The organism is Pseudomonas sp., assembly GCF_049645325.1.
In the GTDB taxonomy this organism is placed as follows: domain Bacteria; phylum Pseudomonadota; class Gammaproteobacteria; order Pseudomonadales; family Pseudomonadaceae; genus Aquipseudomonas.
In genome coordinates, this window is sequence record NZ_JBARTQ010000364.1 from 1 (window position 1) to 11,535 (window position 11,535).

The window sequence follows — 11,535 nt, forward strand, 5'->3', positions numbered from 1 at the left end:
TCGCGAGCAAGCCCGCTCCCACAGGGTTCTGTGCCAGCCTGGGCTAGCCGCCGATGATCTTCATGATCGTCGCGCCGCCAGAGAAAGCCACTTCCTGTTTGTCGCCCAGTGCCTTCATCAACAAGCCTTGCAACGCAGGCAGCGCCTGGTGGCGAGGTTGGTCCAGCAAGTCGCCGACGTAGTGGCGGTTGCTCGACGACAGGCAGCCGTGCAGCCAGCCAGTGGACGACAAGCGCAGGCGCGAACAGGTGCGGCAGAACGGCACGCTCTCGTTGGCGATTACACCGAAGAAGCCCTTGCCCGGCACTTCGTAGCGCACTGCCGTGGCGTCCACAGGGGCATTGGCCTGAAGGTATTCGTGGTGTTCGCCGATCAGGCTGAGCAACTGCTGCAGGCTGACGAACTGTTGCAGGAAGGCGTTGGAGTCCTTGGCCAGGTGGCCCATGCGCATCAGTTCGATAAAGCGCAGCTCGTAGCCGCGTTCGAGGCAATAGTCGAGCAGCGGCATGACCTGGTCCAGGTTCTGCCCGCGCAACGGCACCATGTTGACCTTGATCTTGATCCCGGCAGCGCGGGCCTGGTCCATGCCATCGAGCACGGTGGCCAGGTCGCCGCCACGCGCGATGCTGCGGAAGGCGTCTGCGTCGAGAGTGTCGAGGGACACGTTGATGCGACGAATACCGGCATCCACCAATAACGGCAGTTTGCGCGCCAGCAGTTGGCCGTTGGTGGTCAGGCTGATGTCACTGAGGCCCATGCCGCCCACCGCGCCCATGAAGGCTTCCAGCTTCGGGCTGACCAGCGGCTCGCCGCCGGTAATGCGCAGGCGTTCGATACCGGCGGCCTCAATCAAATAGGCCACACCACGCGCCATGGCCTCGGCCGAGAGTTCGTCCTGGGCAGCCACCAGCCGCTTGCCGTTTGGCACGCAGTAGGTACACGCGTAATTGCAGGCTGAAGTCAGGCTGATCCGCAAATTGCGAAAACGCCTGCCTTGACGATCAACGATCATGGATCACTCCGGCAGAAGATGATTCGGGCACGCTAAAAGCTGACTTATAAATCAACTTTTAGCAAGGTCCTTGCCTGAGTATATTCCTGGGGCACTGCACCTGGCAGTAAATCATTAAGCCATCACTGAACCGAATGGCTTATGCAGCCGGGGTTTCGCCACTCTTGGGCTCAGCGCTCGGCAGTTCGACGCTGTGCTTGCGTTTGTTGCCCATGCGCACGCCAATGTCCATCAGGAACTGGAAAAAACCTTCCTGGTCTTCCAGCACATTGCTCCAGAACGGCGAGTGGTACAGCGCCACGGCGCCGTGCACCAACGCCCAGGCGGCGCAATAGTGGAAATACGGCGGCACGTCTTCAAGCTTGCCTTCGCTGATGCGGCCCTTGATCAACAGGGTCAGGCGCTCGAAGTTCGAGGCGCGGATCTTGTGCAGCTCCTCGACCATTTCCGGCACTTGATGGCCCTTGACCACCTTTTCTTCCAGCCGGTCGAACAAGCGGTAGCGCTGCGGGTCACGCATGCGGAACTCGAAATAGGCTCGCGACAGGGCTTCCTTGTCTTTGTCGACATCGGCCGAGTGCAGCAGCTCGTTCAAATCGCGCTCGTAGTCGAGCATCAGGCGCAGGTAAATCTCGGCCTTGGACTTGAAGTGTTTGTAGATCGTGCCTTTGCCGATACCCACGGCATCCGCAATCATCTCGACGGTGACGCTGTCTTCACCTTGTTCGAGGAACAGCTTGAGTGCGGTGTCGAGAATTTCCTGCTCACGGCGGCGAAACTCACGGACCTTACGGGGTTCTTTTTGCATGAGGGAGAGGTCTGCAGAGGTCAATGTGGGAGGGTTGCGCAGGGCCATTGATACGTGGCGATACGATTTACCCAGTGCGAGGGATTATCCCGACTGAACAGTCGTTGGGCAACGCCTATGTGAACCCGTCATGCACTTAACTTTCAGCGCGCCAACGTTTTTACCACTCTCAGTCAGAAACAATACGCAATAAATACACCCGTGCACCTGCTCAATGAGAACTCAAGCGAAGCGCGCGTATTCCAAATCTGTTTAAAAAACGATCAGATGCGACTGGACTGAATGGAATACTGATCAATACTTCAAGAGTCGACACGGCATCTCCCCCAAGTGACGCGTTGACCTGGGTACCGACGGACTGTGTGCCCTCGTTTTACTCCTAATGGTCTTAACCCGGATTCACCCCCCAGAACCCGGGTTTTTTTTGCCTGCGATTTAGCCGCCTCAGCCGGCGACGTGGGCCAGCGGGAACAGGCGCTTGAAGTTTTCGGTGGTCTGTTCGGCAAAACGCTCGTACGACTCCCCGCGCAACATCGCCAGGTAATCCGCCACATCCCGCACGTATTCCGGCAGGTTTGGTTTGCCGCGATGGGGAATCGGCGCCAGGTACGGCGAATCGGTTTCCACCAACAGGCGATCAGCCGGCACTTGGCGCGCCACGTCGCGCAGGGCTTCGGCGTTGCGGAACGTGACGATGCCCGACAGGGAAATGTAGAAACCCAGGTCCAGGGCTGCCTTGGCCATTTCCCAGTCCTCAGTGAAGCAATGCAGCACACCGGCCTGGGGCAATGCGGCTTCGCGCAGCAGCGTCAAGGTATCGGCGCGGGCGCCACGGGTGTGCACGATTACCGGCTTGCCGGTCTGCTGGGCCGCTTGCAGGTGCAGGCGGAACGAGGCTTGCTGCAACTCGGCGGCTTCAGGCTCGTAGTGGTAATCCAGGCCAGTCTCGCCAATCGCCACCACGCGCGGGTGGTTGAGTTCGCCCAGCAACCAGTCGAGGGCGGGCGCTTCGCCGGGTTTGAGGTCCAACGGGTGGATGCCCACGGAGCAATCCACGTCGGCATAACGATCAGCCAGCGCTTTGACGTCGGCGGCGTTTTCGGCGCTGACACCGATGCACAGGAAGTGCCCTACCCCACGCTGGCGCGCAGCCTCAAGGGCGGCATCGAGCGAGCCGCCGTGTTGGGCAAGGTCAAGACGATCAAGGTGGCAATGGGAATCTACGAGCATAGGAATTACAACTTGAGTCACGGAAAGTGTCTGGCCGACGATACACCCGCCAGCCACGGAAATTAACGGCGGCCGAGCAAACCAGCCCACTGCACCAGCAGCGCTTCAAGCAACAGCACCCGGTTGAGGTTGGCTTTGCCAAGCACCTTCTGGCGCTGGGCGAGGATCCAGTCCTGAATAGTCAGGACTTTGTCTTGTGCACTTTTCTGCGCCAGGTACTGCACGACTTTGCGCATATCCGGCAGGCCCAGCCCGGCTTCGTCCTGGGTCAACTGGTAACGCAGGATCAGGCTCGACCAGTCGCAGAACCAGTCAAACAGCAGCAGCAAGGGAATGTCTTTCCAGGCGCTTTCGGCCAGTTGCGTGGCGGACTGCTCTTGCTTGAGCAACTTTTTCACGCCGTCGACCACCAGCGCCCGCTGCTCACGCACGCCCTGGGCTTGCAGCTTTACGGCAGCCAGGGGAGAACCTGCGGCCAGCGTCAGCAGCTCAACCCGTTCATCTTCGGTACATTCCGGCAGCGCTTTCGCCAGCCATTGCAAACTCATCGCCTCGCTGGGCAACGGGCAGGCCTGTTGCACGCAGCGGCTGCGAATGGTCGGCAGCAAGCGGCTGGACTGGTGGCTGACCAATAACAGCACGGTATCGCCCGAGGGCTCTTCCAGGCTCTTGAGCAAGGCGTTGGCAGCGTTGATGTTCATCGCCTCCACCGGCTCGATCAGCACCACCTTGCGCCCGCCCATCTGCGCGGTTTGCACCACGAAGCTGACCAGATCCCGCACTTGGTCGACCTTGATCGCCTTGTCGGCTTCCTCGGGTTCCAGCAGGTAGTTATCCGGGTGGCTGCCGGCCTTGAGCAACAGGCAGGATTTGCACGCGCCGCAGGCTTCCAGGTTTACCGGTTGCTTGCACAGCAGGCTGGCCATGAGGCGTTCGGCCAAGGCGCGCTTGCCGATACCGATCGGCCCGTGCAGCAGGTAGGCGTGGGCGTGCTGGGCACGACCTGCCAGTTGCTGCCAGAGGCTGTCCTGCCATGGATAGGCTTCAGCCACGGGCGCGCTCCAGAAGGTTGGGCACCAGCGCATCGATGGCCTGTTGCACCTGCGCCAGCGGCTGGGCCGCATCCAGCAGGTAATAACGCGCAGGCTCGGCCTTGGCACGCGTGAGGAAGGCGCTGCGCACCGCGTCGAAGAAGGCTTGGCCTTCCAGCTCGAAACGGTCCAGGCGACCGCGCGCACTGGCGCGGGCCAGGCCCACTTCCACCGGCAGATCGAAGACCAGGGTCAGGTCAGGGCGCAAATCGCCCTGGACGAAGGTTTCCAGCGTGGCGATGCGCGCCAGGGACAGCCCCCGGCCACCGCCCTGATAGGCGTAGGTGGAATCGGTAAACCGGTCGCAAATCACCACGGCGCCACGCGCCAGGGCCGGCCGAATCACTTCAGCCAAGTGCTGGGCACGCGCAGCAAACACCAGCAGCAGCTCGGTGTCCGGGTTCATCTGTTCTTCGCCCGGGGCCAGCAGCACTTCACGAATGCGCTCGGCCAAGGGCGTACCGCCCGGTTCACGGGTCAACACCACCTCAACGCCTTCGGCGCGCAAGCGCTCGGCCAAGTAATCGCGGTTGGTGCTCTTGCCGGCGCCTTCCGGGCCTTCCAGCGTTATAAACAAGCCAGTCACAGGCAGTCCTTAGTCAGAGTCATTGCGGGCTTTGCGGCGCGGGAGTGTCTTGCGCAGGTTCAGCCGGGGCTTCAACCGGCGCCTGGGTCGGTGCATCGACCGCTGGCGCCGCGTCTTCCAGCGGTTTTACCACCGGCGCGGGGCTGGAGCGGTAATCGGCGCGGCGTTTGAGCTGGAACTCACGCACGGCGGCATTATGCGCATCCAGGTCGTCGGAGAAAATATGGCTGCCATCACCGCGAGCGACGAAATACAGGCTGCTGCCCGACACTGGGTTCAGCGCGGCATGGATCGCCTCACGGCCGACCATGGCGATCGGCGTCGGCGGCAAGCCGGCAATCATGTAGGTGTTGTAAGGGTTGGCTTCCTTGAGGTGCGCGCGGGTCAACTTGCCGGTATAGCGCTCACCCAGGCCGTAGATCACCGTCGGGTCGGTCTGCAACAGCATGCCGATTTTCATGCGTCGCACGAACACACCGGCAATCTGGCCACGCTCTTCGGGCACGCCGGTTTCTTTCTCGACCAGGGAGGCCATGATCAGCGCTTGATAGGGGTCGGTGTACGGCACGTCGGCGGCGCGTTTGCTCCACTCCTGGGCGAGTACGTCGTCCAGGCGGTTGTAGGCTTTTTTCAGGAAGTCGACATCAGTCATGCCGCGTACGAAGCGATAGGTGTCGGGAAAGAAACGCCCCTCGGGGAACACGCCGGGGTGGCCGAGTTTATCCATGACTTCGCTGTCGCTCAGGCCGGACAGGGTCTGCACGATCTTTTCGTGTTTGGCCAGCGCCGAACGCACCTGGCGGAAGTTCCAGCCTTCCACCAGGGTCAGGCTGTATTGCACGACCTCGCCCCGCTGCCACAGGCCAATCAGGCCTTCGGCGGTAAGGCCTGGGGTCATGCGATATTCGCCGCTGTGCAGCGGCTGGCCATCGAGGTTGAAGCGCCAGTACAGGCGCAACCAGAACGCATCATCAAGCACGCCATCCGCCTGGAGGCGATTGAAGGTGCCCGTCGGGGTAGACCCGGCAGGCACATCGAGCAATTGTTCCTGGGTCAGATTCAGGGGCTGCTTCAGGGCAGAGTCGAGCTTCCAGGCCGAGAAGCCCAGCAGCAAGCCTGCCGAGACCAGGCCGATCTGCAGCAGTAAAACCAGTTTTCGTATCAACTCAAATATCCAATAGCGCGCGAACAATGCCCTGCAGTTTACGGGTGAGCGGCCCAACCGACCAGCTCATCGCAGCACAGCCATGCACCGGCCAAATGCCATACACGCTGTTGCACACAAAGACTTCGTCGGCCTGCTGCAACTGCTCCAGGCTGATGTCGGCCACGGCCACCGGGATGCCCAGGGTTTGCGCCTGGTCCAGGATCTCGGCGCGCATCACGCCGGCAACGCCGCAACGATTCAGATCAGCGGTGAGTAACATGCCGTTGCGCACCAGGAACAGGTTGCTGAATACGCCTTCGATCACGCGACCGGACATATCCAGCATCAAGCCTTCGGCGTGTTCGGCGTCTTGCCACTCGGCGCGGGCGATCACTTGTTCGAGGCGGTTAAGGTGCTTGAGACCGGCCAGCAACGGCTGCTCGGCCAAGCGGGTGGCGCACGGAAACAGGCGGATGCCGTGAGTTCCATGGGCTTGGGGATAGGTCGCGGGCGGGTTGCCCTGCAAAATACGGCGCACCGGAGCGCCAGGGCTGATGCCATAACCGCGCAGGCTGTCGCCGCGGGTGAGGATCAATTTGAGTACACCGTCGCCAAGAGCAGCGGCATAGGCCAGCACTTCGCTGCGGATCAGGGTTTGATCCGCAACCAAGGCGAGGCGCCTGCAACCCTCAGCGAGGCGTTGCAGGTGACGGTCAAGCAGCACGGGCTGCCCGGCCTTGACGGCGATGGTCTCGAACAGCCCATCGCCATACGCCAGGCCACGGTCTTTCAGGGGCACGATGCCCGCTGGCTGACCGTCGACCCAGCTGTGCATCACTCGGCGAACCGGCGGAACACCAGGGAGCCGTTGGTGCCACCAAACCCGAACGAGTTGGATATCACCACGTCGATCGGCATCGGCTGTGCTTCGTGAGGCACGAAGTTCAGGTCGCAGCCTTCGTCGGGCTCATCCAGGTTGATGGTCGGCGGAGCGACCTGATCCTTGATGGCCATCACGCTGAAGATCGCTTCGACCGCGCCCGCCGCACCTAACAGGTGGCCGGTCATGGACTTGGTGGAGCTGACCGCCAGCTTGTAGGCGTGCTCGCCGAACACCGACTTGATGGCCTCGGCTTCCGCCAGGTCGCCAGTCGGGGTCGACGTGCCGTGGGCGTTGATGTACTGCACCTGATTGGCGTTGACCTTCGCATCGCGCAAGGCGTTGGTGATGCAACGTGCAGCACCGGCACCGTCAGACGGTGGCGAGGTCATGTGGTAGGCGTCACCGCTCATGCCAAAGCCGATCAGCTCGGCGTAGATCGTGGCGCCACGCGCCTTGGCGTGCTCCAACTCTTCCAGGACCAGTGCACCGGCACCGTCGGACAGGACGAAACCGTCACGGCCCTTGTCCCACGGACGGCTGGCACGGGTCGGCTCGTCATTGCGGGTCGACAACGCACGGGATGCGCCGAAGCCGCCCATGCCGAGGCCGCAGGCCGCCATTTCAGCGCCGCCGGCGATCATCACGTCAGCTTCGTCATAGGCGATGTTGCGCGCCGCCATGCCGATGCAGTGAGTGCCCGTGGTGCACGCCGTGGCGATGGCGTAGTTAGGCCCCTGTGCACCCAGGTGGATGGACAGAAAACCGGAAATCATATTGATGATCGAGCCCGGCACGAAGAACGGTGAAATTCGACGGGGGCCAGAATCGTGCAGCGTGCGGCTGGTTTCTTCGATATTGGTCAAACCACCAATACCCGAGCCCATGGCCACGCCGATGCGCTCACGGTTGGCGTCGGTGACTTCCAGGCCGGCATTACGCACTGCCTGAAAACCGGCTGCCAGGCCGTATTGAATGAACAGGTCGAGCTTGCGGGATTCTTTGACCGAGAGATATTCCTCGACATTGAAGCCCTTTACCGAGCCGCCAAAACGGGTGGAATAGGCAGAAAGGTCCGTGTGTTCGATCAGACCAATACCACTGTGGCCAGCCAGAATGCCCTGCCAACTGCTCGGCACATCCGTACCCAGTGGCGACAACATACCCATACCGGTGACTACGACGCGTCTACGCGACACAGCACTCTCCTTTTTCTAATGACGACACTTTGCTTCAGAGCTCACTTTTGATCACCGCTAAAGAAAAAACCGCACGCCGTTACAGCAGTGCGGTTTTTCCCTAACAGCAAGCGACGACTACAAACTATTACGCCTGGTGGCTAGTAACGTAGTCGATAGCAGCTTGAACAGTAGTGATTTTTTCAGCTTCTTCGTCCGGGATTTCGGTCTCGAATTCCTCTTCCAGAGCCATCACCAGCTCAACGGTGTCAAGGGAGTCGGCACCCAGGTCTTCAACGAAGGAAGCGGAGTTGGTCACTTCTTCTTCTTTAACGCCCAGTTGCTCGGCAACGATTTTCTTGACGCGCTCTTCGATGGTGCTCATACCTTGTTTTCACTCCTAATGGACAAATTCAGGCAGCTGGCCAGTGGGTAAGTGTATAGAAAGACTTTTCAGCTTTTCAACTGAAAGCTTCACGCTTGTACCCGACAGACCACCTGCCTATAAATTAAGTTGCAGCTTTATAACGGATTTTAGACAGCTCGTATGACATTTTTTTGAAGCGATCCGTCACAATTTAACTCATGTACATCCCGCCGTTCACCGGGATTGTAGCCCCAGTCACGTATGCCGCACCGTCGGATGCCAGGAAAGCGACCACATTCGCGATCTCTTGAGCCTGGCCCAGACGGCCCAGCGGAATCTGTGTCAGCAAGGCTTCACGCTGTGCTTCCGGCAGTTCGCGGGTCATATCGGTGTCGATGAACCCAGGGGCCACCGAGTTGACCGTAATCGAACGCGAACCGACTTCACGGGCCAATGCACGGCTGAAACCTTCCAGGCCGGCTTTGGCCGCTGCGTAGTTTACTTGGCCTGCGTTGCCCATGGCACCCACTACGGAGCCAATATTGATAATTCGACCCCAACGCGCCTTGGTCATGCCGCGCAAAACACCCTTGGACAGGCGAAACAGACTGTTCAAGTTGGTATCGACCACGTCGTACCACTCGTCGTCTTTCATACGCATCATCAGGTTATCGCGGGTGATACCGGCGTTGTTCACCAGAATAGCCGGTGCGCCGAACTGTGCAGTGATTGCAGCCAGCACAGCAGCAACCGACTCATCGCTGGTCACGTTCAGCTCAAGGCCGGTGCCCTGCACGCCGTTTTCCTTCAAGGTCGCGGCGATACGCTCGGCGCCCGAGGCAGACGTGGCGGTGCCGATCACAACGGCGCCCTGACGGCCCAGTTCCAGGGCGATCGCCTGGCCAATGCCACGGCTCGCGCCGGTAACCAGTGCAACTTTACCTTGCAGACTCATGCAGGCTTCTCCTAAGTTCGGGGATCAGGGATTCAGGCCAGTGCCGCGCGAGCGGCAGCGAAGGCATCCGGGGTATTGAGGTTGGCAGTCGACACGCCGTCGGCGCACCGCTTGTTCAGGCCGGCCAGGACTTTGCCCGGGCCGCACTCGACCAGCTCAGTGGCGCCGTTGGCCGCCAGGGCCTGTACCGATTCAACCCAGCGCACCGGCTTGTAGAGCTGCTCAAGCAAGTCACGCTTGAGGGTCTCAAGGTCGGCGGCCACCGCCGCGCTGACGTTCTGCACCAGCGGAATCTGCGGCGCCTGCCAGTTGATGGCCGCGATGGACTCGGCGAAACGCTCAGCCGCCGGGCGCATCAGCTCGCAGTGGGACGGCACGCTCACCGGCAACGGCAGCGCACGCTTGGCGCCACGCGCCTTGCAGCCTTCGATGGCACGTTCAACAGCTGCCTTGGCACCGGCGATCACCACCTGGCCAGGGGAGTTGAAATTCACCGCACTGACCACGTCGCCCTGGGCCGCTTCGGCGCAGGCTTCGATCACAACGGCGTCATCCAGACCCAGGATAGCGGCCATGCCGCCCTGCCCGGCCGGGACGGCTTCCTGCATCAACTGGCCGCGACGCTCGACCAGCTTGACCGCTTCACCGAGGGTCAGGCTGCCCGCCGCCACCAAGGCGCTGTATTCGCCCAGGCTGTGACCAGCCACGTAAGCCGGGCGCGCGCCGCCTTCCGCCAGCCACAAGCGCCACAGGGCGATCGAAGCGGTCAGGATGGCCGGCTGGGTCTTGTCGGTTTGATTGAGTTGCTCTTCCGGCCCCTGCTGGGTCAGTGCCCACAGGTCGTAACCCAGGGCATCGGAAGCTTCCTTGAAGGTTTCCAGGATCAGCGGGTATTGCGCGCCCAGCTCGGCCAACATGCCGAGGGACTGCGAACCCTGCCCTGGAAAGACGAATGCGAGGGATGTAGACATGTAACAAGCCCCTAATGATCTGGTCGTCAAAAATGCGCACTCCTACGGTGGGAGCGCACGAAACTGACAGATTGGATGGTCAATTGAACTGGCCGGTCACATTTAAGCACTCCCGGGCCGATTCGCCTAAGGCAACAGATCCTCAAGACGGCCGTGCAAGCGCTGCGGCAGGTTTTCCTGGATCTCGATCAAGGCCCGCGCAATCGCACTCTGAAAGCCCTGCACACCCGCCGAGCCGTGGCTTTTTATCACGATGCCCTGCAAGCCGAGAAAACTCGCGCCATTATGCCGCGCCGGTGCCAGGTCCGCCTGCAGGCGACGCATCAATGGCAGCGCCAGGGCGCCGACCACACGCGACGCCAGGTTGCGCTTGAACAACGCCTCGATACGCGCGGCGATCATCGTCGCCAGGCCTTCGCTGGACTTGAGCAGGATATTGCCGACAAACCCGTCGCACACCACCACATCTGCCTCGCCGCGGTACAACCCGTCACCTTCGACAAAGCCGATGTAGTTCAAGCCGCGCGCGCCTTGCAACAACGCAGCGGCGAGCTTGACCTGCTGGTTGCCCTTGATGTCTTCGGTGCCGATGTTCAACAACGCCACGCGTGGTCGGGCGACGCCCAGTGCTTCGGCGGCCACCGAGCCCATCACGGCGAACTGGAGCAGGTGCTCGGCACTGCAATCGACGTTCGCGCCCAAGTCCAACAGCTGGCAATAGCCGTTCTGCGTCGGAATCGCCGCCACCATTGCCGGCCGGTCTATGCCCGGCAGCGTCTTGAGCACATGCCGTGACAAGGCCATCAACGCCCCGGTGTTGCCGGCACTGACACAGGCTTGCACCTTGCCATCACGCAGCAACTCAAGGGCCACCCGCATTGAGGAGTCGGGCTTGCCACGCAGGGCTGTCGCCGGCTTGTCGTCCATGCTGATGGTTTCGCTGGCTGGCGTAATAGTCAGGCGCGCGCGATCCACCGCCGGATGGCTGGCAATCAGTTCTTCAAGAAGGGAGGGTTGACCGACGAGGGTCAGGTGCAGCGAGGGCGTTGCAGACAGGCTGGCAATGCAGGCCTGAACAATGCTGCGGGGACCGAAGTCCCCGCCCATTGCGTCAATCGCGATGACTTGAGCAGACAAGTGATTACTCGTCAGCGCCCTTGTCGATCACTTTACGACCACGGTAAACACCTTCTGGCGATACGTGGTGACGCAGGTGAATTTCACCGGTGGTTTTTTCTACAGACAGAGTGCTCGCCGTCAGGGCATCGTGCGAACGACGCATGTCACGGGCGGAACGGGATTTTTTGTTC

13 protein-coding genes are annotated in these 11,535 nt (G+C 61.1%); all 13 read right to left on the reverse strand.

Translation table 11 applies throughout. The annotated features are described in order from the left end of the window. Positions 1-43 precede the first annotated feature (43 nt). Complete coding sequence (locus WBB95_RS16095) at positions 44-1,012, reverse strand: GTP 3',8-cyclase MoaA (protein WP_159959073.1); 969 nt, start codon at positions 1,010-1,012, stop codon at positions 44-46. Between the two features lie 139 nt (positions 1,013-1,151). Further along, the gene (locus WBB95_RS16100) at positions 1,152-1,820 is read right to left on the reverse strand and encodes a TetR/AcrR family transcriptional regulator (RefSeq protein ID WP_424488490.1); all 669 of its coding nucleotides are present in this window, start codon (positions 1,818-1,820) and stop codon (positions 1,152-1,154) included. A gap of 444 nt (positions 1,821-2,264) precedes the next feature. Then, positions 2,265-3,050 (reverse strand): TatD family hydrolase, encoded by a 786-nt coding sequence (locus tag WBB95_RS16105; protein ID WP_424488491.1) that lies wholly within the window; start codon positions 3,048-3,050, stop codon positions 2,265-2,267. 62 nt (positions 3,051-3,112) lie between these two features. Next, positions 3,113-4,102, reverse strand: a complete 990-nt coding sequence (locus tag WBB95_RS16110) for a DNA polymerase III subunit delta' (protein ID WP_424488492.1) — start codon at positions 4,100-4,102, stop codon at positions 3,113-3,115. Then, complete coding sequence (gene tmk / locus WBB95_RS16115) at positions 4,095-4,727, reverse strand: dTMP kinase (RefSeq protein WP_424488493.1); 633 nt, start codon at positions 4,725-4,727, stop codon at positions 4,095-4,097. The genes WBB95_RS16110 and tmk overlap by 8 nt, the downstream gene beginning before the upstream one ends. 19 nt (positions 4,728-4,746) lie before the next feature. Then, positions 4,747-5,892, reverse strand: a complete 1,146-nt coding sequence (mltG, locus tag WBB95_RS16120; RefSeq protein ID WP_424488494.1) for an endolytic transglycosylase MltG — start codon at positions 5,890-5,892, stop codon at positions 4,747-4,749. 1 nt (position 5,893) lies between these two features. Beyond that, positions 5,894-6,709, reverse strand: coding sequence for an aminodeoxychorismate lyase (gene pabC / locus WBB95_RS16125; protein ID WP_424488495.1), 816 nt, complete (start codon positions 6,707-6,709; stop codon positions 5,894-5,896). After that, positions 6,709-7,953, reverse strand: a complete 1,245-nt coding sequence (gene fabF / locus WBB95_RS16130) for a beta-ketoacyl-ACP synthase II (protein ID WP_078738660.1) — start codon at positions 7,951-7,953, stop codon at positions 6,709-6,711. The genes pabC and fabF overlap by 1 nt, the downstream gene beginning before the upstream one ends. Positions 7,954-8,080: 127 nt before the next feature. Next, the gene (gene acpP, locus WBB95_RS16135; RefSeq protein ID WP_004371293.1) at positions 8,081-8,317 is read right to left on the reverse strand and encodes an acyl carrier protein; all 237 of its coding nucleotides are present in this window, start codon (positions 8,315-8,317) and stop codon (positions 8,081-8,083) included. Between the two features lie 193 nt (positions 8,318-8,510). Continuing rightward, positions 8,511-9,254: a 3-oxoacyl-ACP reductase FabG gene (gene fabG / locus WBB95_RS16140; protein ID WP_424488496.1), complete on the reverse strand. Its 744-nt coding sequence runs from the start codon at positions 9,252-9,254 to the stop codon at positions 8,511-8,513. 32 nt (positions 9,255-9,286) lie between these two features. Further along, the gene (fabD, locus tag WBB95_RS16145) at positions 9,287-10,225 is read right to left on the reverse strand and encodes an ACP S-malonyltransferase (protein WP_424488497.1); all 939 of its coding nucleotides are present in this window, start codon (positions 10,223-10,225) and stop codon (positions 9,287-9,289) included. A 126-nt stretch (positions 10,226-10,351) separates the two neighbouring features. Next, entirely contained in the window at positions 10,352-11,362 is a 1,011-nt protein-coding gene (gene plsX, locus WBB95_RS16150; protein ID WP_424488498.1) for a phosphate acyltransferase PlsX, read from the reverse strand. Positions 11,363-11,366: 4 nt separating this feature from the next. Then, positions 11,367-11,535, reverse strand: a 169-nt coding sequence (gene rpmF / locus WBB95_RS16155; RefSeq protein WP_424488499.1) for a 50S ribosomal protein L32, incomplete at its 5' end; no start/stop codon positions are given.

Excerpts from the sequence above, each read along its gene's own strand:
- WBB95_RS16095 (WP_159959073.1), bottom strand. The coding sequence starts at position 1,012 with ATGATCGTTGATCGTCAAGGCAGGCGTTTTCGCAATTTGCGGATCAGC.
- WBB95_RS16100 (WP_424488490.1), bottom strand. The coding sequence starts at position 1,820 with ATGCAAAAAGAACCCCGTAAGGTCCGTGAGTTTCGCCGCCGTGAGCAG.
- WBB95_RS16105 (WP_424488491.1), bottom strand. The coding sequence starts at position 3,050 with ATGCTCGTAGATTCCCATTGCCACCTTGATCGTCTTGACCTTGCCCAA.
- pabC (WP_424488495.1), bottom strand. The coding sequence starts at position 6,709 with ATGCACAGCTGGGTCGACGGTCAGCCAGCGGGCATCGTGCCCCTGAAA.
- acpP (WP_004371293.1), bottom strand. The coding sequence starts at position 8,317 with ATGAGCACCATCGAAGAGCGCGTCAAGAAAATCGTTGCCGAGCAACTG.
- fabG (WP_424488496.1), bottom strand. The coding sequence starts at position 9,254 with ATGAGTCTGCAAGGTAAAGTTGCACTGGTTACCGGCGCGAGCCGTGGC.
- fabD (WP_424488497.1), bottom strand. The coding sequence starts at position 10,225 with ATGTCTACATCCCTCGCATTCGTCTTTCCAGGGCAGGGTTCGCAGTCC.